Source organism: Micromonospora sp. NBC_01699 (assembly GCF_036250065.1).
Taxonomy (GTDB): Bacteria; Actinomycetota; Actinomycetes; order Mycobacteriales; family Micromonosporaceae; genus Micromonospora_G.
The window spans coordinates 5,584,929-5,609,602 of sequence record NZ_CP109199.1; the positions used below are offsets into that span (position 1 = coordinate 5,584,929).

The window sequence follows — 24,674 nt, forward strand, 5'->3', positions numbered from 1 at the left end:
GTCAAGACATCTGTACGCAACGGCTCCGTAACGGAGCCGAACAGCCGTCCCGACTCGGGCGCAGCGACATCGCGGTGGCGCAAAGGATCCGTTCCGTCCCCTTTCCGAGGGACCGGGTCGACCGCCACGCAGCCCGGCTCCGCGAATGCGCGTCGCCGGGCAGGGCGGCTCACACCGAGCGACAGCACCGCCGACGAGACACGCCGCACAGACCGGCGACCCTGGCTGTCCAATCACGACTACTTGTCGGCAGTCCACGATGTCAGCGATAACATCAGCGAAGCCAGGTATTCATCGCGGTCGAATTGATCTACCCGCCAGTGCGGCACCTCGCGCGATGCCAGGTTCGCGATTGGAGGACACCACGGATCGCCGGCCGCCGCGACCGTCCTCGTTTCAGGTACGCAGGGATTCATTTCCCCCGCACCACTCGACCGCCCCCGGACCGACGGCTCCCCCTGCCGCCGAACGCTCGCGGCAGCCAACACCAGGGCCTTCCGGTCGGAACGGAGTCCGACGTGCGCCACGGCCGGCACCGCGCACCCCACCTGCCGCGACGATCGACACCCGATCCGGCTCATTTCCGCACGACCGAATCGACCGCTCCGCAGGGCTGATGCCGACCTGGATCGAACGCCCCACCGGGAACGGCACACGAATACGTAATTTGATTGTTATCGATAACATCCGCGTTTTCCCGACCCGCGTCGTCGGCGCCGCTGCGGTTCCGCGCGACACACGGATAAGGGCGGCCTCCAGGGACGGAAGTTACCGGTACGTCCCGTCCGGGGGCCGCCCCGACGAGTCGGTCGGAGGGCCGGGCAGTTCGTCCCGGTGCGGCGGGTCGGCTCCCGTGCGGGCACAGGTGGCGGCGGCCACCGCGACGGCGTACCGCAGGGCGGCGCTGATCTCGTCGTCCGGCCAGGCCGGCCCTGCGCCGGACCGGGAGAGCACGGCGAGCAGCCCGGCGGTGAACGCGTCGCCGGCACCGATGGTGTCGACCACCTCGACAGCGGGGGTCGCCTGCCGGAGCAACCGGTTGCCCGAGCGGGCCACGGCGCCACGCGGGCCGAGGGTCACGACGCCGAGCGTGACGCCCAGGTCGTACCAGTGATGGAGGACCTGCTCCACGGTTTCACCCGGGTAGAGCCAGTCGACGTCCTCCGAGCTGGCCTTGACCACGTGGGCATGGCGCACCAGGTGGTCGACCCGGGCGCGGGCCTCGGCGGGAGCGCCGAGCAGGCCGGGCCGGATGTTCGGGTCGAGGCTGATGATCATGCCGTGGTCCCGGGCGGCGCGCAGGGCGGCGCCGACACGGTCCGCCCCGGGCGGCAGGAACACCGCCAGCGAGCCGGCGTGCACGATTCCCCGCTGGGCGAGTACGGCGGCCAGCTCGTTCGGTTGCCAGGCCCAGTCCGCCGTGCCTTCGACGTAGAAGTCGTACCCGGCGTTGCCGTCATCGGTCACCGAGACGACCGCGAGTGTCGCCGGCTCGGCGGCGTCGACGGCGTGCCGGAGGTCGACGCCGTTGGCCGCGGCGTGCTCGCGCAGCCGTCGTCCGAGGGCGCTGGTCGAGAACCGGGCGAGCAACCTGGTCGGCACACCGAGCCGGGCCAGGCCGACGGCCACGTTCAGGGGGCTACCGCCCGGATGCGCGGCGTACCGACCGTCGGGCTCCGGCACGAGGTCGACGACCGCCTCGCCCAACACGGTGACCGTCGTCGGAGCCGGTCCGGCTGACCTCTCCCATGTCTCCTCCCGCATCTCCGGTGCCCCGCTCACCGGGGCTGGGCGACGGCGGGCCGGGGGTCCGGGCCGGTCCACGGGGCGTGGAACGGGACCGGATCGGTGATTTCGCCGACGAACGTGCCGTCGACGTGATCGAGGAACCCGATGAGTGCCCAGCCCCGGTCGCCGTCGGGGACCAGGCGGGGTGCGTACAGGTGGGGGTGCGCGACCGGCTGTGCGGAGGCCACGTCCCAGGGGCCACGCACGCTCGGCGCGCTCACCACCCAGATTCGTTGGTCGGCGAGCAGCGGGTCCGCCACGGCGTTGGTGCAGAAGAGCAGGAGGGGCTGGCCGTCGACAACGGCGACCTGGGGCACTTCCAGGTGACCGAATCCGGCGGGCGTGGACAGCGGCGGCCGGACGGTCCAGGTGAGCAGGTCGGGGGAGGTCGCGTGGCCGATGACGCCGCGCTCGGACGCCGATCCCTGGTTGGTGCGGGCGGTGACGAGCATGTGCCAGCCGTCGCCGGAGGGGTCGGCGAAGACCCAGGGGTCACGCCAGGCCTGCTCGTACCACATGTTCCGGTCGAGCAGTTCGTACCAGGTCGGGTCGGCCTCGACGAGGGGTTCGGTGCCGCGCCGATGCCACGTGGCCAGGTCGTCGGAGACAGCCAGGCCGATCCGCTGGACCAGCCCGTCCTCGGCGCGGCTGACTCCGGTGTAGAACATGTACCACCGGCCGTCCGGGCCGCGGACGGTGCACCCTGTCCACGTGGCCAGGTCGTCCCAGCCCGGCGAGTCGGCCGGCACGAGCGCGTCGGCGACCAGGGTCCAGGACCGTAGGTCGGTGGAGACGGCGTGCCCGATAGCGGCCCGCCGGTGGCGGCGGTTCGGGTCGTGCAGGGCGCGGGAGGCGCGCAGGAAGAAGACGTGCCATCGGCCGTTGTCGTCCTGGACGTACCAGCTGTCCCACACCCAGTGGTCCGGCAATCGCAACATGCCGGCAACCTACCAGTGAATCGGTTTAGCTACTACCTGCCCTAGCCGGGTGGGCGAGTGGTGGCGGCCGGCGCGGCGATGGACCGGCGTCGGCGCAGCGGCATGGGAACGTACGACGGTCCGGCCGCACCGCCGTCGAGCACGAGTTCCACGGCACGGCGCCCCATCCGCTCGTGCGGCAGGGCGGCGCTGGTCAGGCTGGGCCGGAGCCAGGCGGCGATGGGATCGTCATCGAAGGAGATCACGGAGATGTCGTCGGGGATGGCCAGCCCGGCCTCGTTGAGCGCCTGGTAGGCACCGAAGGCCAGGCGGTCGTTCATGCAGATGACCGCGGTCGGGCGGGGTGACCTGGACAGGAGGGTGCACATGGCGGCGTACCCGTGTTCGGGTAGCCACTCCACGCAGTGACACTCGGCGAAGAGGGTGACGCCGGCGGCTGCGAGGGTGTTCCGGACACCGCGCAGGCGGGCCCGCGCCGCGATGGAGACCTCGGCATCGTCCTCCTTGAGCCGGTTGCGGCCGATCAGCGCGATGCGTTCGCGGTGGCCGTGCGCAAGGAGGGTCTCGGTGACGGCCACTCCGGCCTGCTCGTCGTCGGGCAGCACGCAGGGCAGGTCGTCCGAGCTGGTGGCGTTGAGCAGAACCACCGGGCCACCGAGGATGGCGGGGGGCACCGTGAGCCGACGGGTCGCCATCGCCGCGTAGACCACGCCGTCCACCTGACGATCGAGCATTGCCTCGATGGCGTACCGCTCGAACGCCGCGTCGCCCTGGGTCTCCGTGATGAGCAGTACGTGGTCCCGTTCCCGGGCGGCGTCCAGCGCCCCGCGGATCAGGTCGCCGGCGAATCTGGTGGTGGCGACGATGTCGGAGACGAACGCGAGGGTCGCGGTCTTGCGGGTGCGCAGACTGCGCGCCGCCGTGTTGGGCCGGTATCCGAGTTCCTCGGCTGCGGCGAAGACGCGCTGGTGTGCCTCTGCGGACAGCCGGGTGCCCTCGCGCCCGTTGAGCACCATCGAGGCGGCGGTCTTGGACAGGCCGGCCAGTCGTGCGACATCGGCCAGGGTTGCTCTGTTGCTGCCCATGACTCCTCCGAATCCGCGGTGCGTCACGTGCCACCACATCTCATTCATCATCCGTGAGTCGCTCTGTCCGTTGCAGTCGGGACGGGCGACGGGCGCTCCGGGGTGACCCAGTCGTTTCCGGGTCGTTACAGATCTCATCCTTGACAGGGTTCGTGGGCCACGCGCATGCTCTGCTAAATCATTTTAGCGACGTCGTTCGGTGTTACGGAAGGGATCAGTCCCCCTACCCGTGATCGTGTCGGCTGACGTGGTCGGTGCCCCCGGGCCACGGTCGCGTGATCGACACGAAGCGGTCGGGGCTGTACGGCCCGACCGTCGGCGGCGTGACGCGGCATGAATCAAGGAGTGGTTGACGTGCCGGATTCCCCGATCAGGTTTACGCGACGCCGGCTGGCACTGCTGGTGCCGGCCCTCACCGCCGGCCTGGTGATGACCGCCTGTAGCGCACCAGGATCGGACCAGCCGTCGTCGGCCGGGTCCGACGCCCCGGTCAGCACCGAACTCGGCACCGCGCCGATCACCCTGGAGCTGTACGCGGAGACCGGGTTCCCGCTGGTCAAGGCGCTGGCGGACGAGTTCACCAAGCAGCACCCGAACGTGAAGTTCAACATCCGCGAGGACCAGTTCACCGTGATCACGGAGAACGCACCCCGGGCGCTGGCCTCGGACAACGCGCCCGACATCATCCGGCTACCCACCATGGTCGACCTCGTGAAGGACGACCTGCTCAAGAACCTCGACCCGTACGTCACCGCCTACGGCTGGGACAGGTTCCCTGCCTCGCAGCTCGTCCAACTACGGCTCGCCGACGGGGGCGCCGTACGGGGCTCGGGCTCGCTGTACGGGCTCGGCCTGGGCTACAGCGTGACCGGGGTGTTCTACAACAAGACCCTGGCCAGGCAGGTCGGCATGGCCAAGCCCCCGGCCACCATCGCCGAGTTCGAGGAACTGCTGGCCAAGGCGAAGGCAGCCAAGGTGCAGCCGATCGTGCAGTTCAACAAGAACACCGCCGGCATCAACTTCCCGCACCAGGCGCTGCAGAACCAGTTCGGGGACCCCACCCGGGTGGCCGACTGGATCTTCCAGAAGCCGGGCGCGACGTTCGACACACCCGCCGCACTGAAGGCCACCCAGACCATCCAGCGGTGGGCGCAGGCGGGCTACTTCCCGAAGGACGCGAACGCCCTGGACTACGCGTCCATGGTCGGCGAGTTCCAGAAGGGCAACGGCCTGTTCATGTTCAACGGTGACTGGGAGTCCGGCAACCTCGACAAGAACATGGCTGGCAACGTGGGCTTCTTCCTGTTCCCCGGCGAGTCCGCCGGCGGCAAGCACGTGGCGATGTCGGCGCCCAACACCTTCGGCGTCGGCGCCCGCGCGAAGAACCCGGACGCCGCCGCCTTCTTCCTCAACTGGACGCACACCGACCCCAAGGCCCGGGAGATCTCCGTGACGGTCGGCGGCTCGCACCCCGGTGGCCCTTCCGACCTGCCGCTCCCGTCCGTCGCCGAGGGGACCGTGTTGTCCGAGACGCTCAAGGCGTCGCAACAGCTGGGCGCCGAGAACGGCGCGGTCGACTTCACCGCGAACGCGACCGGTGGGATCTTCTCCGCCGCGATCACCCCGGAGATGCAGAAGCTCGTCGCCGGGCAGCAGACCCCCGAGGGGTACGTGAAGGCGGTCCAGGCCGAGTACGAGAAGGAACTGTCCCGATGACCTCTGCCGTCGGCAGCACTCCCGCCGGTGCCCCGACCCGGGCCGGCGGCGAGGATCGGCAGGCACCCGTACGGCCTCACCGGAAGCGGTGGGGCCGTACGGCCGGCTGGCTCGGCTGGCTCTGGGTCCTGCCGGCCCTGCTCATGTACGGGTTCTTCGTCCTGCGTCCGCTCGTCACCACTATGCAGTACTCGCTGTACCGGTGGAACGGCATCGGTCGGGCTGAGTGGGTCGGCCTGGACAACTACCTGACCGTGATCACCGACAGCGACCTGTTGAAGATAATCTCGAACGCGTTCATCCTGATCATCTTCTTCAGCTTCGTCCCGGTCTGCCTGGGGCTGCTGGTCGCCAGCCTCGTCCGCCGGCTCAGCGCCGGCCCCTTCGGCACCGTCGTGCGTACCGTGCTGTTCCTGCCGCAGGTGATCCCGCTGGTCGCGGCCGGCATCGCGTGGACCTGGCTGCTGTCCACCGACGGCCTGGTCAACCAGGTGCTGCGGGCCGTCGGCCTGGGCGGGATCACCCGCGCCTGGCTCGGCGAGTTCGACACGGCGCTGCCCTCGGTGGGCGTGATCGGTACCTGGGTCATGCTCGGCCTGTGCACGATCCTGCTCGTCACGGGCATGAGCAAGATCGACCCGGCGCTGTACGAAGCGGCCCGCATCGACGGCGCCGGACCGGTACGGGAGTTCTTCGCCGTCACCCTGCCGAGCCTGCGGCAGGAGATCGGGGTCTGCCTCACCGTGACCATCATCGCCGCCCTGGCCAGTTTCGACATCGTCTACATCTCCACCAGCGGTGGGCCCGGCATCCAGACCACGGTGCCCGGTCTGGAGATCTACCGGCTCGCCTTCTCCCAGCGGCAGGTGGGGCTCGCCTCGGCGCTGGCGGTGGTGCTCATGGTGCTGGTGCTGGCGTGCGTGCTGCCAATCCAGCGGTTGACCCGGGAGGAGAAGGTATGAACCTCACCAGCCGCGGCGAACGCCTGACCGGACGGATCTTCCTGATCGCGCTGGTCGTCGTCACGCTCCTGCCGTTCCTGAGCATGCTGTCCGCGGCGTTGCAGCCGCGCGGCACCGTTCCCACCGGACTGGCCTGGCCATCCGACCCGCAGTGGGGCAACTTCGGCGCCGCGTTCACCGCCGCCAACATGGGTGTGTTGCTGCGGTCCAGCCTGCTGATCGTGGTCGGCGTCGTGCCGATCGGCGTGGTCATCGCGACCATGGCCGGGTTCGGACTGGGTCACCTGCGGGTGCCGGGTGGCCCGATCGCCTTCGGTCTGCTCCTGCTCGGTCTGACCCTGCCGCTCGAAGCCGTGATCACCCCGCTGTACTACCAGATGCGTGACCTCGGCCTGCTCAACACCCGCTGGGCGATCATCCTGCCGCTGATCGGCCTGTACATGCCGTTCTCGGTGTTCTGGATGCGGGCACACTTCACCACGGTCCCGAAGGAACTCTCCGAGGCGGCGCGGGTCGACGGCAGCAACACCTGGCAGTTGTTCTGGCGCATCCACGTGCCGCTCGCCCGACCGGCCATCGCGTCACTGACCATCCTGCTGTTCCTGTGGACCTGGAACCAGTTCCTGCTCGCCATCGTGCTCGTCGACGACGCCACGAAACGCACGATGGCCGGCGCGCTCGGCGCGTTCCAGGGGCAGTGGGGAACCGACCTGGTGCTGCTCTGCGCCGGCTCCCTACTCATCCTCACCCCCACGCTCATCGTGTTCCTGATCTTCCAACGCCAGTTCATCAAGGCCCTGATCCAGGGGTCGCTGAAGGGATAGTGCGTGACCACGCATCCACCAATCCGGGGGAACGCCGACGAGGGCTTCGGCCGGGTCGCCGACATCTTCCGGGACAACTTCTCCTCGCGCGCCGAGGTCGGCGCCGCCGTGGCCCTCTACGTGCGGGGCCGCAAGGTCGTCGACCTGTACGGAGGGCTCGCCGATCCCCGGTCAGGACGCCCCTGGACCGCCGACACCCCGACGGTCGTCTTCTCCTGCACCAAGGGGATCCTGGCCATCTGCGCGTACCTGCTGGTCCAGCAGGGCCGGCTCGACCTGGACGCGCCGGTCACCCGGTACTGGCCCGAGTTCGGTCAGCACGGCAAGGCGGAGATCCCGGTGCGCTGGCTGCTCACCCACCAGGCCGGCCTGCCAGCCCTGGACCGGCCCCTCACCCGCGAGGACGTGGTCGGCTGGAAGCCGGTGATCGAGGCGATCGAGGCGCAGACGCCACTGTGGCCGCCCGGCACCGCGCACAGCTATCACGCGATGACCTACGGCTGGCTGATCGGCGAGGTGATCCACCGCATCACCGGCCAGCTGCCCGGCGCGTTCTTCCGCGACACACTCGCCACACCGCTCGGCCTGCGTACCTGGATCGGTCTTCCCGACGAGGAGCGCGACTCGGTGGCCTGGATGCTGGCGCCGCCGGCCGGGGCTGCGGTGCCCATGCATCCGGTCGCCGAGAGCGGACTCACCATGGGCGGCGCCTTCGCCTTCCCCGCCGACCACGACGGCCTGGTCAGCTTCAACGACCCGGTCATCCAGGCCGCCGGGATACCCGGAGCCGGTGCCGTCAGCACCGCCGAGAGCCTCGCCCGCCTCTATGCCGCCGCGGTGTCGCCGGTCGGCACCGGGCGCCTGCTCACCAGGGCTTCGGTCTACGACGCGACCCTCCCCCGGGTCGCCGGCCAGCAGCGGTACGGCCCGGCCGACACCGGCCAGCGCTGGGGAACCGGCTTCCTCCTGGACTCCCCGCCGGCGCGCCCCCTGCTGGGCGCGCTCAGCTTCGGCCACGACGGTGCGGGCGGCCACCTGGCCTTCGGCGACGACGCCTACCAGGTGGGCTTCGCGTACGTCGTCAACCAGATGGGCGGTGTCGACGACGACCGGGGCGACCGGCTCACGGCCGCCGTGCGCGCCTGCCTGGGGGCCTGAACCGACACGGAACCCGAAGAGTGTTCCGCCATGACACAGGACCGGGGTCCGGGCGATGGGCGCCCGCCTGAGTGGGCGGGCGCCCAAACGCTCAGCTACGCGGCTGCCACTGCTGGTTCGTGCCACCGCTACAGGACCAGAGGATGAGTTTCGTACCGTTTGCCGTTGCGGCGCCGGTCGCATCCAGGCAGAGGCCCGACTGCACGCCCGTGATCGTACCGTTGGTGTTGATGTTCCACTGCTGGTTGGCCTGGCCGTTACAGTCCCAGATCACCACCGTGGTGCCGTTGCTGGTGCCCTGCCCGGAGGCGTCCAGGCACTTGGTGCCGTAGACCGTGAGCTGCCGGCTGGCGGTCTGGGTCCAGCGCTGATTGGTATTGCCGGTGCAGTCCCAGAGCTGTGCCTGGGTGCCGTTGGTCGTGCTGGACCCGCCGACCTCGGCGCAGCGACCCGACTGGCCCCCCACGATCTGCACGTTCTGCGGGTTGGTGCCGCCGTTCTGCACACCGGCGGCGGCCATCACCGCCTGGGCGCCCGACGGCCAGTTGCCGTTGGTGACGGTGACGTTGCCGCGATCGCCGTTGGTCACGTTGGTGCTGCCATTGGTCGACCAGTTGTCGGTGACGGTGAAGTTGCCCATGTTCTCCGCGTACCAGTAATTGGCGGTGGCCCAGGTGCCGGTGGAGGAGAAAACGTTGTTCCGGGCGGTGTAGTAGCGGGAGCCCTCGTCGAAGTAGAGCCCGAACCAGCCGTTGGTCCGCAGACAGTAGTTCTCGTCGATCGCCCCGTTCGGGTTCGCCGAGAGGGTGTAGATGCACCCACCGTCGGTCATCTGCTGCATGACGTCATGCACGTAGTTGCCGACGACGCGGTTGTTGGACGCGGTGGTGGGCGTCGTGTACCGAGGCTGGTAGTTGTACAGGCCACGGTTGGCGTAGTGCTGACTGCCGCCGGCGTCGTTGGCACCCCAGCCGTACCCGACCGAGAGCCCGGTGTAGGGCATGTTGTAGACCTCGTTGTGGGAGATGGTGGCGGTGTTGACGTAGGTGGTCAGGATCGAGACAACGCCCCGGTAGTCCAGACCGAGGTCGTGCACCCGGTTGTTGCTGATGGTGATGTCCCGGTTGACCATCCGCTGGTCGCCGGGGTGATGCGCGTCGGCGCGTACGCCGCCGACCACGATGCCGCCGGCCGAGTTGCGAGCGATCTCCGAGCGGGTGATCGTGATGTTGCTGGCACCCAGGCCGACGCCGCTGGCATGGGCGTTGGCGTCGTTGCCGATACCGATCGCCGTCTGTCCCAGGTTGACGAACTGGGAGTCGCTGAACGTGATGGTGTTGGCGGCGGAGACCTGCACGGCGGCGGGCATCTGGTTCCAGTTCGGCCGGGTGGCCTCGAACTGGGGGCAGCCGGCCTGGCAGGAGGTCAGGGCGTCGGCCGGGCGGGCCCAGGTGCCGATGATGTGGGCGCCGGTCTGCTGGTCGGCGAAGCCCTGGTTGCTGCTCGGACCGAGCCAACTTGTGCCGGTGAAGGTGATCCCGCGCAACGAGATGTGGTGCGCGGGCGCGTCGTAGGTGCCGCCGACGTTGACCAGGGACTGCAACTGCGGCAGCTCCACGCCGACGGTGCCCATGTTCTGCCCGGCGAGCGGGATGTAGTTGAGCACGCCGGTGCCGGGGTTGAGGTACCACTCCCCCGGTGAGTCGAGGAACTCGTACGCGTTGGTCAGGTAGAACGGACCTGCCCGGTGCGGGCTGGACAGGGTGTCGAAACCGAAGGTGTTGTTGTTCCAGGCGGGCTGCTGCATCGTGAGGAAGTTCCCGCTGATGCTCTGCACCGGCGAGTACCGGTCGGTGAACGAACCGACGCTCTCGACCTCGACCCGGTTCTGGTTGCCGAGGTTGTTGAGGTAGTTCAGCGCGCTGTTGCTGAACCGCATGCCGGTCGTGGTGAAGGTGAAGTCGGACCGGTTCACGGCGGTACGCGCCCGGGTGGCGATGGCGCCGTTGACGTACAGCTGGCGGGCGTCGAGGCCGGCTCCGACGTTGGCCCGCCAGATGTTCCTCCCGGAGTCGGCGAGCGACCAACCGGTGACCGCCCGCGCGCCGCTGATCGTCGGGCGGGCCGAGGCGGCCGCTCGCCAGATCACCTGGTAGCCGTTGTTGCCGGAGTCTGCCGCCGTCAGTCGCATCGGCGCCGAGAGCCGGTACACCCCGTCTGCCAGTTCCACCACGATGTCACCGGACATCGTGCTGTTGCGCGCCCGCACCGCAGCCTGCGCGGCCGTCAGGGAACACGGCTGGGAGGCGGAGCAACCGGTGCCGGTGCCGGAGGGAGACGCATAGAGGGTGGTGGTGGCCGCGAGGGCCGGGGACGCCGAGGCGGTCGCGGCGACCAGCGCGGTCATCGCTGTCGCGGCGGCGCCGGCCAGCAGCCGGCGCAAAAAGGGTGAGGACGAGACGGACACGGGACGGTTCTCCTGACGTGGGAGGGTGATGGTGGACCGCCTCACCGTGGGCTCGGTGAGGGGATGGCGTTAGCGCTAACAACACAACAAGTGGATGTCCCGCTCGCCGGCCTGCTCGGCCACCGGTGCCAAGCCCTGCCGGAAGTCCGCGCAGCAGGCCGCGCGAGCCGTCGGCGACATTGGCCAGGCGCGGCCCACCACCGTGCACACGGGACCACCGACGCAGGGCGCGTCGACGGCCGCCGCGGTCGCCACGCAACCCATGAGGTACGCCACGGTCGACTCCACGACGGCTCCTGGAAAGGAGGGCGTTGACATGGCGGACCGGCGTGCACGTACAGGCCCGGCGCGGCGGTCGACACCATCGGGGACGCGCACCCCGAGGGAGGAATTGTCGATGCCCCGCAGCGCGTGCATCGGCGCAGGCCGTGGATCTGACATCCCGAGAGCCTCACAGACAGTAGTCACCGACGAGATCCATGCACCGCCCCCGAAGCCGTTCGAGGCGCTGGACGACGAACTTTCACAGATGGCGACCCAGGCTTACGTGCTGGTGTTGCACACATTGCCTTGACATGGCCGAAACATCACACGTATGAAGATAGATGTTTGGATACGGGTCCGCAATCCTCGACCGAAGGCAATAACCAGGCCCGCGACCCGACCGACAGCGGCACCGACAGAGGGAACAGGCGTCACCGCCCCCACCTCCGGAGCGACATAGGACATTGGCCAAGCCATTGACATCTGCCGATGCCTAGCGCATCCTGACCTCGCAGGACCACGGGACGAGAACACAGCCCATATCACGCTGTGTGACGTCCTGCGGGACTGACTGCCGTTGCGGCGGACGGCACGACGACCAACCAGCACACTCGTGCCCCTCCGCGCGTCCAGGCACAACCTGACGCGCCGTCGAGCCGTGGTCGCAATCCCTTGCCCGCCCGAGTCCATGGTCACCAAGTCGATCCACGGCTGCGGGTGTCGTGCCCGGACCCAGAGGTGATGGTGCGCGTCGACGATCCCGGACCTTCCGGGAGTCTGCGCGCCCGTCATCGGCCCAGCCAGCCGCCGTCGACGGGCAGCACGATCCCGTTGACGTAGTCCGACGCCGCCGATGCCAGGAACACCGTGGCACCGCCGAGATCGTCGGCACGGCCCCACCGGGCCGCCGGAATCCGGGCGAGAATCGCCTGCTCTCGGTCGGGGTCGTCGCGCAGCGCCCGGGTGTTGTCGGTGGCGATGTAGCCCGGGGCGATGGCGTTGACGTTCACCCCGCGGGCCGCCCACTCGTTCGCCAGCGCCTTGGTGAGCCCGGCCACGCCCGACTTCGACGCGGCATAGCCGGGAACGGTGATGCCGCCCTGGAAACTCAACAGCGACGCGGTGAAGATAATCTTCCCCCGGCCGCGCTCGACCATCGTCCGGCCGATCTCCCGGCTCAGCACGAACTGGCTGCTCAGGTTCACCTCGATCACGTGGTCCCACATCTCGTCCGGGTGCTCGGCCGCCGGCGTACGGGCGATCGTCCCGCCGTTGTTCACCAGGACGTCGATCGGCCCGAGCGCGGTGAGGTCGCGGGCCAACCGGTGCACGGCCGCCCGGTCGGCGAGATCGGCCCGCAGCGCGGTGAACCGGCGGCCGGCAGCCCGCACCCGGCGTCCCACCTCGCTTCCATCCGGTTCGAGCTGGGCGGAGACGCCGACGACGTCGGCACCCGCCAGAGCCAGGGCCTCGGCCATGGCGAGACCGATTCCGCGCCGGGCGCCGGTCACGACGGCAGTCTGTCCGGACAGGTCGAACAGGGCCATCACTGGTTGCCCTCCCGCAGGTCGAGCAGCACCTTCATGACGCCGCCACCCTCCAGGGCCGTGAACGCGGCGGCGGCCGCCTCGACGGGTTCGACCCGGGAGATGAGCTGTCGCGCCGGAATCGCGCCGGAGGCGACCAACCGGATTGCCTCCGCCATGTCGTCGCGCTGGTACAGGCGGGCGCCGAGCAACTCCAACTCGCGCCAGAAGAACCGGTGCAGGTTGACCTCCCGGGGCTGCGGGTGGATCGCGACCATCACCAGACGGCCGCGGGTGGTCAGGACGTCGACCGCCGTGGCGACCCCGGCGGCCGAGCCGGAGACCTCGAACGCGATGTCGGCACCCGCGCCCTCGGTGCGGTCGTTCACCAACGCCACGACGTCGGTCGCACCCGGGTCGATGACCTCGATCCCGATTCCTTCCGCGACCGCACGCCGGAACGGGTCCGGCTCAACGAGGAGCACCCGCGCCCCGCGGCCCTGCGCGACCGCGGCGATGAGAACCCCTACCGGCCCGCCGCCGACCACGACCACCTGGTCGTCGGCGGTCACGTTTCCCCGCCGTACGTCGTGCACCGCGACCGCGACCGGTTCGACGAGCGCCGCGTGGTCGAGTGGCAGTTCCTCGGGGAGCGGCAGGACCAGCTCCGCCGGCACGTTCCACAAGGACTGCATCGCGCCTGGCGAGTCGATGCCGAGGAAGTTCATGGCGTGACACACGTGGGAGTTCCCGCGCCGACAGGCCGCACATCGTCCGCACGACCGGGTCGGCATCACCGTCACGGCCTGCCCGACAGTCCAACCGATGGCGTCCTCGCCGACAGCCTCGATCCGCCCGGACATCTCGTGCCCGATGATCGCCGAGGCGCCGACCCGGGCGTCCATGTCCCCGTGGTAAATGTGCAGGTCAGTGCCGCAAATCCCGGTGTACGCCACCGCGATCCGCACCTGGCCGCGACCCAGTGATTCCGGTTCACGCTCCTCGATCCCGAAATGCCGCGCACCCCGGTAGACAACTGCCTTCATCGATCCTCCGTCTCGACGGTCGGTACATCGGTCGTCCCGACCGGCCATGGTCGTGGGTGCACCGCCGTGGCGATGCACCCACGAGTTCGGTGCACAGACATGGTGGCCGGGTCAGTGGTGCGCGGTAGGCGACACCTCGTTGCGGGAGAGCAGCGGCAGGACGGGAACGTGCCGTACGGGGCCGATGCCGTCGACTCCGGCCAGCAGCCTTCGTCCGGCCTGCTCCGGCCGGACGTTGGGGCCCTCGGCCGTCTGCGTCTCCGGGCGGCGGGTGACTGCCCGGATCCGGTCCTCGTCGACCAGGACGCCCAGTCCGGGCGAGTCACCGAGGATGAAGGCGCCGTCCTCGACGTGCAGGTCGATGGAAAGGCCGACCGGTGGATCCAGGTCCTGCAGCTCGCTGGTCAGATGGTTCGGCACTGAGGTCGCGGCGTGCAGCAGCCCGACCGGGCTGTTGCCGATCGGGCTGACCGGCAGGTCGTGGGCGTGCGCCAGGGCGGATGCCCGCAGGAAGTGGGTGACCCCCCAGACAGCGGCCATCTGGACGATGTCGACCGCGCCGGCGACGATCAGCGGACGGTACTGTTCGAGCCCGGTGAGGTTTTCCCCGGTCGCGACCGATGCGCGAACTCCACGGCCGACCGCGGCGAGGCCCTCTGCGTCCCAGCGCCGGACGGGCTCCTCGATCCAGATGAGGTCCAGGGTGCGTTCGAGTTCGCAGACGTGCCGGACGGCCTGCTTGCGGGTCCATGCCTCGTTCACGTCGAGCATCAGGCCCGGCCGCGGTCCGTGCCCGGCCTCGGTCAGGACCTCCCTGACCAGGCAGAGGCGGTGCCGGTCGCGCTCGATGTCGAGGCCGCCCTTGAGCTTGGCGGCCCGCAGGCCATGCCGGGCGTAGACCTCGTAGGTCGAGACGAGTTCGTCGTCGGTCAGCCCGATGTCCAGGCCGGACGCATAGGCGGGGACCCGCCGGTCGCGTCCGCCCAGCAGCCGCCACAGCGGCTCGCCGGCAGCCTGTGCCTTGATGTCCCACAGGGCGGTGTCGAGCGCGCCGATGGTACCGAATACCGAGCCCGCGTGGCCCGCCTTGAAGGTGTGCCGCAGCATGCGGTCGTAGAGGGTGGTCACCGCGCGGGGATCTTCGCCGTCGATGGCCGCGAAAATCCGCTCGATCTCGACGTGCGGCCCGATGCCGGTCCCGGAGATGCCCTCGTCGGTCTCGACGATGACGATCGACACCGGGACCACCCCGTCGGCGAAGACGCCGTTGGCGTCGCCGACCGGCCGCCCCCATTCCTGGACAGTGGAGAGTGTCCGATATCCGGTGATCCGCATGTCAACCCTTCGTGGAACCGGCGGCGACGCCGTCGGCGATCTGGCGCTGAAGGAAGAGGTAGACCGCAAGGACGGGTACCGCGGCGATCAGCACCCCTGAGGCGAAGGTGGGGATGTCGTCGGAGTACTGCCCCCGCAACGAGGTCACCCCGACCATGAGCGTCCGGTGCTCGACCGAGGGCATCATCACCAGCGACATGAGCACGTCGTTCCAGCAGAACAGGGCGTTGAGGATGCCCACCGACAGCAGCGCCGGGGTGCCCAGCGGCAGCATGATCCGGCGGTACACGCCGTACACGCTGTTGCCGTCGAGCCTGGCCGCGTCGATGATGTCCGACGGGATGCCCCTGTAGTAGCTCGTCATCAGGAAGACGGTGAAGGGCAGGAACTGGGCCACGTAGACGAGGACCAGCCCAGGGTACGTGTCGATGAGCGCGGTGTCGGCCATGATCCGGGCGAGCGGCACCATGATCACCTGAAACGGGACGAACAGTCCCGCGAGGCACCCCAGGAACAGCACCGACGAACCGCGGAAGCGCAGCTGGCTCAGGGCGAAGCCGGCCATCGACCCGAGCAGCAGCAGCAGGACCACCGACGACGTCACCACGAGCAGGGAATTGGCGAAGTAGCGGCCCATGCCGACGCTGTTCCACGCCGTGCTGATGTTCTCCCAACGCAGGGCATCGGTCAGGGAGAACCGGTCGAGGATGTAGTCACGCCGCGTCTTCATCGCGACGTTGACGGTGAACAGCAGGGGGTAGATCGTCGCAAGCGCGAGCAGCGACATCGGGATGGCCACCGCCCAACGGCCCAGACGAAGGCGAGACATCACTTGTCCCTCCCCGCTCGCTCGAGCAGTTTGATCTGCAGCATCCCCACGACGAGCATGATGACGAAGAGGATCGTCGACGCGGCCGACGCGAGGGCCGGACGGTTCATCTGGCCCTGCTGGATCCAGATGTAGTACTCCGGCAGGTACGTCGACCCCTCCGGGCCACCGCTTGTCATCACGAAGAGCAGTCCGAACATGGAGGTCAGCATCCCGATCATCGTGGTCACGAGGACGAACTGAATGGTGCGTGCGAGGCTCGGGATGATCACGTGCCAGACGACCTGGGGTAGTGAGGCCCCGTCCACCCGGGCCGCGTCCAGGAGCGCGGAATCCAAGGTGGCGAACCCGGCGAGGAACACCACCAGGGCCATTCCGAAGGTGGCCCAGATGTGCACGCCGACCACCATGAACATCGCGATGTCCGGGTCCCCGAGCCAGTCCACCGGACCGACGTTGACCGACCCGAGGACGGCGTTCAGGGGACCGTCGAAGGCGAGCAGGAGGTTGAAGATAGCGCCGACGATGACCGGGGAGAGCACCGCGGGAAAGAAGTAGACGCTGCGGTAGAACCTGTGGCCGGGCACCCGCAGGTAGATGAACGTCGCGAGCAGCCCGGGGATCGCCACCGCCACCGGGAGCAGCAGTACCAGCAGCCCGACGTTGCCCAGCGCGGTCCGGAACAGCGGATCCGCGAACAGCTCACGATAGTTGTCGAAGCCGACCGCCAGCCCGTTCTGCTCTGCGTCTCCGGTGAAGGAGAAGTTGACTCCGAGGAGCAACGGGTAGAGGCGCAGCACCACGATTATCAGGATGGCCGGGGCGACCAGGAGGTAGGGGGCAAAGCGCTCGGCGCGCACGCCACCACCGGTATGCCTGAGACGGGCTCCGCCCCGGCGAGCGGATGATCCGGCCGCCGCCCCGTCGGCCCGTCCGGCTTGAGCCGGGCGGACCGACGGCTGTGCATTTCCGATCGGCACGAGTTCAGCCCGCCTGATCGGAAGCGGCCAGCTGCTTCACCACCTCGTCGACGGTGGTCGAGCCGCTGAGCAGTTGCTGGGAGAGCCGCCCCATCAGGTCCAGGGTCTTCGAGGACAGCGCCACATGCAGGGCGGGCTTGCCGCCCTTGATCTCGGAGACGATCGTGGCGACAGCCGGGCCGCCCCGCGACACGTCGATCGTGGTGTCGGCGGCGATCGCGCCGGCGTCGGCGTAGAAAGCCTTGAGTGCACCGGTCGAGGTCAGGGAGCGGACAAGGTCGGCGGCCACCTTCGGGTCCTTCGTCCACTTGGCGACCCCGTAGCCGATACCGCCGTCGTAGGGAAGGCTCGGGGTGGTTCCGGCGGTGACGACCGGAGCGTCCATGACGCCGAGGTTGTCGGCCGTCAGGAACTCGTTGAAGTCCTTCCAATGCCCCACGTCCGACATCAGCCCGATGACATGGGCGGCCTTGCCGGACTGGAAAAGCGCGAAGGAGTCGTTGAACATGGCGGTCGAGTTGGCCCCGTCGTTGTTCATACCCGCCTCGCCGGCCTCCTTCCAGAGTTGGAAGACCCGCTTGACGTTGGGCGAGTTCCAGTCGCGCTTCCCGGCGATCCAGTCGTCGTACTCCGCAGCGGTGAGGATGCCCGACGCCAGGCCCGAGAGCCAGAACTGGATTCCGGCGCCCTCCTTGTTGCCGAGGGCGAAGCACTTGGCGCCGGCTCTGGCGATGGCGGCGCAGTCGGCGACGAACTCGCTCCAGGTCGTGGCCGGGCTCGCCGGGTCGAGGCCGGCCTGCTTGTAGAGCGCCTTGTTGTAGTAGATGGGGTGCCCCTGCAGCGTCACCGGGCCGGCGTAGACCTTGCCGTCCTTGGTGAACGCGTCCCAGCCGGCCAGCCGCTGCTTGTCGTCGGCCACGTACTCGTCCAGCGGCACCAGCGCGTCCGCCCGGTCGCGGATCTGGCCGCCGCCGTTGAAGAGCATGACGTCCGGGCCCCTGCCGGACTGGATCGCCGCACCGAGCAGCGTGTAGTACTGGTCGAACGGCTGCGCGACGAACTCGACCTTGACATCCCGGTGCTTCTTCGCGAAGTCGGCCTTTGCCTGTTGGAGATAGGACGCGGCGAAGGCCTCACCAGACTTCCAGTCCCACACCACCAGCTTGCCCTCCGATCCGCCCGAGGACGAGCCTGAATCGCTGGCACTTCCGCAGCCGGCCAACGCCAGTCCCACAACGAGGACGGCCGACCACATTGCTCGCTGTTTCATCGTTGTCACCTCTGAGAGTGGGTTGGCCGACGACCGCGCCGCCATGCCATCGTTGACCGGAACGTAACTCGTATGACGTGTGACGTCAATACTCCCGTCGTACACTGACCCCGGACGTCGTACCGCGGCGAGCCATTCGGAGGGGATATGACGCCATCGCAGGAGACAGCCTTGAATGCTTCGGCGGCCCCGACCTGGCCACGGCGCCCGACCAACCTCGCCAAGGCGGTCACCGCAGAACTGGTGGAGCGCATCGTCCACGGGGTGCACCCGTCCGGGACGTCCCTGCCCCCCGAGCCGGTCCTGTGCGAGAGCTTCTCCGTGAGCCGGACCGTGGTGCGGGAAGCGGTGAAGAGCCTTCAGGAGAAGGGACTGGTACAGGTCCGCCAGGGTGCCGGCACCATGGTCACCCCGCCATCGAATTGGGACATGCTCGACGAACTCGTCCTCGCGGCCACCATCGCGGAGGACAACACCCTCGCCGTCCTCGATGACCTCGTCGTCACCCGGCGGGTGCTGGAGTCCGACATGGCGAACGTCGCCGCCCGACTCGCCGACCCGGAGACCCTCGACCGGCTGCTCGCCCAGGTGGACCGGATGGACGAACTCGTCGACGACCACATCACCTACCACGAGCACGACCGGGCCTTCCATGACACGGTCATGCAGGCGTCCGGGAACCGTATCGCTCGCGCTGTCGTACGGGCCCTGGAGAGCCAGGTCATCAACACCGCCCGCTACATGGGCCGGACCGAACGCTCCCTGTGCGTGGCGTCCAACCGCGGACACAGGCACATCTACGAACGCATCGCCGCCCGCGACCCGGACGGTGCCGCCCGGGCAATGTTCACCCACATCACCGAGGCATGGCTGGTCCGGCGCAGCGGTTCGGGCGAGCCAGCCCGTCTGCAACGCTGACCGGGCGCACGGCGGATCGTCGACCAGACGAAGGCAGGACGGTGCCGGCCGGGCGGGCGGCGGCGTCCACTCCCGGGGAATGGGAGTAGGCGCCGCCGCCCGACTTCGGCGCCGACCGGCGTCACGAGAACTGCGCGAAGAACCTCCAGATCTCACCCTTGGTCCAGGTCGTGATGCCACTCTCGGCGTAGGTTCCGTCCACCGGGCCGGGCATGTGACCGTTGTCGAAGGCAGCCCACTGCACCGGATAGCCGGCCCTACACCCCAAGTAGCTGGTCGTGACGTGCGCGCGGCTGCCCGCCCCCGGCTCGCGCGGGTTCTGCGCGGCGCAACCGTTGTTCCGGACGAACGTGTCGCGTAGCGACCGCCCCTGGGAGATGTTCAGGACGTTGTCCGAGATGCCGTGCAACCCGAAGTACGCGATGGGCTGCGTACCGCCGCTGCACCCGCTGATCTGCGCGCCGGCGATGACCGCGACGCCCCGGAAGACGTCGGCCCGCGCACAGGCGAGGGCGTAGCTCATGCCGCCACCCCAGCTGAAGCCGAGCGCGAATCGCTGCCTCGGGTTGACACAGAGGTCGCTCTCGATTCGCCTGATCATGTCGTCGACGAAGGTGACGTCCTCACCGCCGGCATTGCCCCAGCCGTTGCCGAAGCCCTGTGGCGCGACCAGGATCGCACTGTTGTTCGACTGCTCCTGCTGTCCGTAGTAGGACCAGGCGGTCCCACTGGTGCCACCCGAGGAGATCTCCTGCATCGTGCCACCCCGCCAGTGGAAAGCGAAGATCAGCCGGTAGGGGTTGTTGTTGTTGTAGTTGGCGGGCACCCGCAGGATGAAGGAGCGGCTCTTGCCGTTGCTCTGAATCGTGTGCGTGCCGCTGGAAAGCGTCGGCGCCTTGCCGCACCCGGCGCCATCCGACGGAGGGTTGCCGACGTCGGTGCGGACGAGCTGCCACTGCTGGTTGGCACCGTTCCAGTCGGAGTACTGCACGATGTTCCCGCCGTCGGCCGTCGAGGCGCCCTGCACCTCCACGACCTTGCCGCTGTGCCGGCTGATCAACCGAACGTGACCGCCGTCCGAGTCGGCCAACCGGAACTGCTGGTTCGTCCCGTTGAGGTCGGACCACTGGACGATCGCACCGCCATCGGCGGTCGACCAGTTCGGCACGTCGAGGACCTTGCCCGAGTGCCGTGACTTCAGCCGGTAGTAACCGCCACCCGAGTCCACGAACTGCCACTGCTGGTTCGCACCGTTGGTCCGCGTCCACTGGCTGATCCGCGCCCCGTCGTTGGTGGCTGAACCGTACAGATCCAACGCCTTGCCGCTGTTCCGGTTCACCAGGACGTACCAGGCGCTGGTGTCCACGGTTGCCGCCGCTGCGGGCGCCACGTCCACCGCGACGAACGTGCCGGCCGCCATGACCGCGGCCGCCGCCACGGCCAACCCTGACCGCCAGCGACGTCTAAGAGAGGCGGGACGAGCCTCACCGATGACCTTCATGATCTACTCCTTTGATCGGGGTCACCCACGGGCAGAACGCACGCGCGTGCCCTGACATGTGTGCCGGCGTCTGGTGGTGGCGAGCGAGAAGTTAGCGCTCACATCGTCGTATACCAAGTGATCGGCGCAAATGTAATTCCCTTTGGTGGTCCGGGCGGGCTCGGCCTTAGGCCGAGCCCGCCCCAGCCAGTCCCACTCGATCCTGATCGCGAGCCGTGAGCGGTCACCCGATTCGGCGTACGCCGTTGCCCGCGACGTCAGGAACACCCGGGCCGGACCTGCGTCCTGCCATTAGCGCTGCAGTGTCAGCAGACCCGGGCGGTAGGGCAGGAGGCCGTAGTCGCCACCAGAGCTGGGGGAACGCCCCTGGTAGAGAAACTGCAGATTGCAGGGATTGATGGTCATGGTCTGATCGGCGTTGGTGCGAATCAGCTCGCCGTGACTGATGTCGTTGGTCCAGGTGGCGCCGCTGTTGGCCTTGCCGGCGAAGGGATTGCTCTCGGTCGCGGCCTGCGGTGTCCACGAGCCACCCAGGCTGGTGGCAGTGAACGAGCGGAAGTAGCGACCCTGGGAGCCGATTGCCTCGACGATCATGAGGTATTGGTTCTGGCCCTGGATCTTGTAGACCTGAACGGCTTCGAACAAATTGTTCGTCGTGTCGCTCATGACCACCGTCGAGGTCGTACCAAAGCTGCCCGGGAAGTTCCCGATGGGCATACTGGCCCGGTAGATCCTGCCGTTGTCCCCGGCGAAGAACAGATACATGTTCGTGCTGTCACCGATGAGCGCTTGGTCGATGGGACCCGTGCCGGAGTCGGAGATGCTTCCGGAGAAGAGCACCTGCTGCGATGACCACCCGTTCGCGTTGGTGGGATCGCTCGACGTCCGGTACGAGAATGCGGTCCCACCCCACTGGTAGGCAAGCACCCAGATGTTTCTCGGGGCGAAGTAGAAAAGCGTGGGCGCAACGGTGGAAGATGACATCGCGTTCTGACTGGCCGACGCCATGTCGGACCAATTCGTGAGAAGACCGAAGTTCATCGATCCCCACGACGTTCCCGTGTCGTGTGTCGTCGCGTAGACGAGGTGCCTGCCGTTGTAGGGGACGGTGGTGAAGTCCTTGAGCGAAACCCACCCCGACCTCGGGTTCGCCAGCGATCCCGTCGATGTCCAGCGGTACGTCGAGGGAAGAGCGCACGTGCCGGGTGGCGTAGTCGGAGGCGTGGTGGGGTCGCTCCCGCCCTCCACACGGACGAGTTGCCACTGCTGGTTGTTGCCGTTCCAGTCGTCGTACTGCACGATGTTCCCGCCGTCGGCGGTCGAGGCGCCCTGCACCTCCACGACCTTGTTGCTGTTTCGGTTGATCAACCGGACGTAGCCGCCGGCCGAGTCTGCCAGCCGGAACTGCTGGTTGGACCCGTTGGCGTCGGTCCACTGCACGATGCTGGCACTGTTGGCGGTCGACCAGTTGTAGACGTCCAGCACCTTGCCGGACAGCCGCGACTTCAAGCGGTAGTAGCCGCCGCCGGAGTCGACGAACTGCCACTGCTGCTGGTTGCCGTTGTTTCGGGCCCACTGGGTGATCCGCGCACCGTCGTTCGTGGCCAGGTTGTACACGTCCAGCGCCTTGCCACTGTTGCGATTGATCAACACGTACCACGCGCTCGTGTCGACCGTCGCCGCGGCCGCCGGCGTCGACACCACCGCAGCGGCAGCGACACCGACCACCACCGCCGTGACGCCAGCGGCGACAATCCGCGGCAACCACCCACGCCGCCGCGACGGCGGCGCGATCGATGGAGACCTACCAAATGCAGACATGATCCTCCTTCAATGACCAAGGGCCGAACGGTCCACCCGAAGGTGAGCACCCGCGGCACGGGCCGGGATGCATGCGCCAGAAATGTCAGCGTTAACAAGAGCTCCGCATGCCTGCCCTTGGCGCATGCCTGATCCAGGGTGCGACGAAGCAGGCTTGCCCGGTAAGCCACAGGCGTCGTCGTCCTTAGCCATCGACTGTGAGCGATAACATGCCGTTCGTCAAGTCGTAACGTCATGGGTCTATCGGCCGGTGGCGCACCGCCCCCGGCGCAACCGCGTGTCCCACCGATCCCCCGCGGGCGCCACCCACCCACCGACACGGATTGGGACAGCGCACCCAAGAAAGTGGCATGTTGGCGAGAAGATAGATGTTTGCGTATAAATCGGTCGACCTGGTCCTGTTCTGTGAACCGTCGGTCAGGCCCCGGAGCCGCAGCGCCGTTGCCCACCGGCGGACGGACGTAGGCGTCGCCACCTTGGGACCTGCGAGTCCAAACAGCGCTGATTCACAGTGGTGACAGACAGTTTTTCGTTAGCCGAGCAGGATGCGCGGTTCGCCTGGGCAGGGACGCCCGGAGCAGCTGCACGACGGCTGCTGGTGCATCGCGTGGAGCCACACCTGCTCGATCGCGTCGGTCATGCCCTTCACGCCGTCCGGGTAGACCCTGAGACGCCCTGCACGCCCCGACTACGCAGCTCGGTGGGGTGGCCACCCACTGCTGACACCTTGCCGGCCAGCGCCGGCCCACATTCCGAGCACGTCGCGTTCCCGTCGAGGCTGATTCCCGTCCACGACGTACACGGGCCGGTGCGCGACCAGGCCCTGCCGAATCTTGATCACCGGGGCGTCGACGAACACAACCGATCGGCCCGGTGGAGAAATTCGCTGACGCCAAGCCTCCCTCTCGTCCACGACACGGCGCGGACCGACCGCGTCGTTGCAAGGGCTGTTGTGAGTGGGCAGAAGTTGGGCCCGGCTCACGGGCTACGCGGACAGTGTCGGCACGTCGGAGAGGGGACGGTCGTGGCGGCGAAGCTGGGTGCGAAAGCCCGGGGCTTCGCCCCGGTCCGCTGCCCTACGGCCCGGAGCCAAGTGGCTCCGGGCCCTGGTTCCAGCACGTTCAGGGGCTGGTGCAGGTGATGTTGCTGGGCGGGAGGTTGCCGTTGCCAGTCGCGGTAAACCCGAAGGTGGTCGAGGCGTTCGGGCCCAGTGTGCCGTTGTAGGGGGCGTTTTGGACGGTGACGTTGCCGGTGGTGCCCGTGTGGGTGCCACTCCAGAGGCTGCTGATGGTCTGACCACTGGCCAGGGTCAGGCGTACGGTCCAGCCGTTGACTGTGGTGGCGGTGTTACTGGAGACGGTGACCTCGCCCTGGAAGCCACCGGGCCAGCTGTTGACCGAGCTGTAGGTGGCGGCGCAGCTGCCCGGGTCACCGGTCGGCGGCGGGGTGGTTGGCGGGGTCGTGGTTGGCGGGGTCGTCGTCGGGGGTGTCGTCATGGGGGGTGTGTCGGACGGGAACTGAGTGAAGAGTCTCCAGATCTCCCCCGAGGTCCAGGTCCTGGCGTCGTTGGGGCTGGAGGATCCGTCGACCGGGCTGGGGGTGTGGTCTCCGTCGAACGCGGCCCACTGCACCGGGTAACCGGCTCGGCAGCCAGAATAGGTGGTGGTGATGTGGGTGAGGCTGCCTCGGCTTGGCTCGCGCGGGTTCTGCGCGGTACAGCCGTTGTTCCTGACGAACGTGTCGCGCAGCGACCGACCCTGGGAGATATTCAGCACGCTGTCGTAGGTGCCGTGGATGCCGAAGTAGGCGACGGGTTGGCTGCCACCGTTACATCCGCTGAGGTTGGCGCCGGACAGGACGGTGACCGCGCGGATGACGGTGGGCCGGGCGCACGCAACCGCGTAGCTCATGGCCCCGCCGTAGCTCCAGCCCAGGGCGAAACGCCGGGTCGTGTCGACGCAGAGGTCGTTCTCGATCTGCCGGGAGATGTCGTCGAAGAGGGTCAGGTCCCGACCGTTGGTGTTGGCCCAGCCGGCAGCGGGCAGACGGAGTCCCAGGCATGGAACGGCACCCACAGCCAACAGGGCAACCAGGTGACCGTCACCAACGCCCCAGCTACAACGACTTGCCGCAGGAGCATCCCCCACCGTGGGCTATGTCAGCAGCACCACCGGTGGCGCGGACGGATGCCGTCCGCGCCACCGGAGTGCCGGCTCAGCGGATGTATCCGCTGCCGGAGCCGGGTT

18 protein-coding genes and 1 pseudogene are annotated in these 24,674 nt (G+C 68.4%); 5 read left to right on the forward strand and 14 right to left on the reverse strand.

Translation table 11 applies throughout. From position 1 onward, the window contains the following. Window positions 1-768: 768 nt before the first annotated feature. From OG792_RS22500 to OG792_RS22510, 3 genes are read right to left on the reverse strand one after another with little or no spacing between them, the layout of a single operon-like run. On the reverse strand, window positions 769-1,782 hold the full coding sequence (locus tag OG792_RS22500; protein ID WP_329101960.1) for a carbohydrate kinase family protein: 1,014 nt from the start codon (window positions 1,780-1,782) through the stop codon (window positions 769-771). Beyond that, window positions 1,779-2,726 (reverse strand): family 43 glycosylhydrolase, encoded by a 948-nt coding sequence (locus OG792_RS22505; protein WP_329101962.1) that lies wholly within the window; start codon window positions 2,724-2,726, stop codon window positions 1,779-1,781. Before OG792_RS22505 ends, OG792_RS22500 begins: the two co-directional genes overlap by 4 nt. Window positions 2,727-2,767: 41 nt before the next feature. Continuing rightward, on the reverse strand, window positions 2,768-3,811 hold the full coding sequence (locus OG792_RS22510) for a LacI family DNA-binding transcriptional regulator (protein WP_329101964.1): 1,044 nt from the start codon (window positions 3,809-3,811) through the stop codon (window positions 2,768-2,770). Between the two features lie 354 nt (window positions 3,812-4,165). Here OG792_RS22510 and OG792_RS22515 point away from each other — a divergent pair, with 354 nt between their 5' ends. Genes OG792_RS22515 through OG792_RS22530 form a run of 4 tightly spaced genes read left to right on the forward strand, consistent with a single transcriptional unit; the run spans window position 4,166 to window position 8,471 of the window. After that, on the forward strand, window positions 4,166-5,527 hold the full coding sequence (locus tag OG792_RS22515; protein ID WP_329101966.1) for an ABC transporter substrate-binding protein: 1,362 nt from the start codon (window positions 4,166-4,168) through the stop codon (window positions 5,525-5,527). Then, window positions 5,524-6,489, forward strand: coding sequence for a carbohydrate ABC transporter permease (locus OG792_RS22520; protein ID WP_329101968.1), 966 nt, complete (start codon window positions 5,524-5,526; stop codon window positions 6,487-6,489). The genes OG792_RS22515 and OG792_RS22520 overlap by 4 nt, the downstream gene beginning before the upstream one ends. Further along, window positions 6,486-7,313 (forward strand): carbohydrate ABC transporter permease, encoded by an 828-nt coding sequence (locus tag OG792_RS22525; RefSeq protein WP_329101971.1) that lies wholly within the window; start codon window positions 6,486-6,488, stop codon window positions 7,311-7,313. Before OG792_RS22520 ends, OG792_RS22525 begins: the two co-directional genes overlap by 4 nt. Window positions 7,314-7,316: 3 nt before the next feature. Next, on the forward strand, window positions 7,317-8,471 hold the full coding sequence (locus tag OG792_RS22530) for a serine hydrolase domain-containing protein (protein ID WP_329101972.1): 1,155 nt from the start codon (window positions 7,317-7,319) through the stop codon (window positions 8,469-8,471). 91 nt (window positions 8,472-8,562) lie between these two features. Here the strand turns inward: OG792_RS22530 and OG792_RS22535 are convergent, their stop codons facing one another. From OG792_RS22535 to OG792_RS22565, 7 genes are all read right to left on the reverse strand, one after another. Continuing rightward, on the reverse strand, window positions 8,563-10,938 hold the full coding sequence (locus OG792_RS22535; RefSeq protein ID WP_329101974.1) for an RICIN domain-containing protein: 2,376 nt from the start codon (window positions 10,936-10,938) through the stop codon (window positions 8,563-8,565). Between the two features lie 1,052 nt (window positions 10,939-11,990). Beyond that, a complete protein-coding gene (locus OG792_RS22540; protein WP_329101976.1) occupies window positions 11,991-12,749 on the reverse strand; it encodes an SDR family NAD(P)-dependent oxidoreductase in 759 nt (252 codons plus the stop codon). Next, a complete protein-coding gene (locus tag OG792_RS22545; protein ID WP_329101978.1) occupies window positions 12,749-13,774 on the reverse strand; it encodes a zinc-dependent alcohol dehydrogenase in 1,026 nt (341 codons plus the stop codon). The genes OG792_RS22540 and OG792_RS22545 overlap by 1 nt, the downstream gene beginning before the upstream one ends. 111 nt (window positions 13,775-13,885) lie before the next feature. After that, on the reverse strand, window positions 13,886-15,109 hold the full coding sequence (locus OG792_RS22550; protein ID WP_329101981.1) for a mandelate racemase/muconate lactonizing enzyme family protein: 1,224 nt from the start codon (window positions 15,107-15,109) through the stop codon (window positions 13,886-13,888). Window position 15,110: 1 nt separating this feature from the next. Further along, complete coding sequence (locus tag OG792_RS22555; RefSeq protein WP_329101983.1) at window positions 15,111-15,938, reverse strand: carbohydrate ABC transporter permease; 828 nt, start codon at window positions 15,936-15,938, stop codon at window positions 15,111-15,113. After that, window positions 15,938-16,798: a carbohydrate ABC transporter permease gene (locus OG792_RS22560; protein WP_329101985.1), complete on the reverse strand. Its 861-nt coding sequence runs from the start codon at window positions 16,796-16,798 to the stop codon at window positions 15,938-15,940. Before OG792_RS22560 ends, OG792_RS22555 begins: the two co-directional genes overlap by 1 nt. A gap of 124 nt (window positions 16,799-16,922) precedes the next feature. Then, window positions 16,923-18,188: an ABC transporter substrate-binding protein gene (locus tag OG792_RS22565; protein ID WP_329101987.1), complete on the reverse strand. Its 1,266-nt coding sequence runs from the start codon at window positions 18,186-18,188 to the stop codon at window positions 16,923-16,925. Between the two features lie 171 nt (window positions 18,189-18,359). Here OG792_RS22565 and OG792_RS22570 point away from each other — a divergent pair, with 171 nt between their 5' ends. Further along, entirely contained in the window at window positions 18,360-19,106 is a 747-nt protein-coding gene (locus OG792_RS22570) for a FadR/GntR family transcriptional regulator (RefSeq protein WP_329101989.1), read from the forward strand. A gap of 121 nt (window positions 19,107-19,227) precedes the next feature. Here OG792_RS22570 and OG792_RS22575 read toward each other — a convergent pair whose 3' ends face one another. From OG792_RS22575 to OG792_RS22585, 4 genes and pseudogenes are all read right to left on the reverse strand, one after another. After that, on the reverse strand, window positions 19,228-20,607 hold the full coding sequence (locus tag OG792_RS22575; RefSeq protein ID WP_329101991.1) for an RICIN domain-containing protein: 1,380 nt from the start codon (window positions 20,605-20,607) through the stop codon (window positions 19,228-19,230). A gap of 291 nt (window positions 20,608-20,898) precedes the next feature. Beyond that, on the reverse strand, window positions 20,899-22,428 hold the full coding sequence (locus tag OG792_RS22580) for a non-reducing end alpha-L-arabinofuranosidase family hydrolase (RefSeq protein WP_329101993.1): 1,530 nt from the start codon (window positions 22,426-22,428) through the stop codon (window positions 20,899-20,901). Between the two features lie 688 nt (window positions 22,429-23,116). Then, complete coding sequence (locus OG792_RS34780; protein WP_442932283.1) at window positions 23,117-23,410, reverse strand: transposase; 294 nt, start codon at window positions 23,408-23,410, stop codon at window positions 23,117-23,119. A 139-nt stretch (window positions 23,411-23,549) separates the two neighbouring features. After that, window positions 23,550-24,461, reverse strand: a pseudogene (locus tag OG792_RS22585) (cellulose binding domain-containing protein); the annotation flags it as partial. Window positions 24,462-24,674 lie beyond the last annotated feature (213 nt).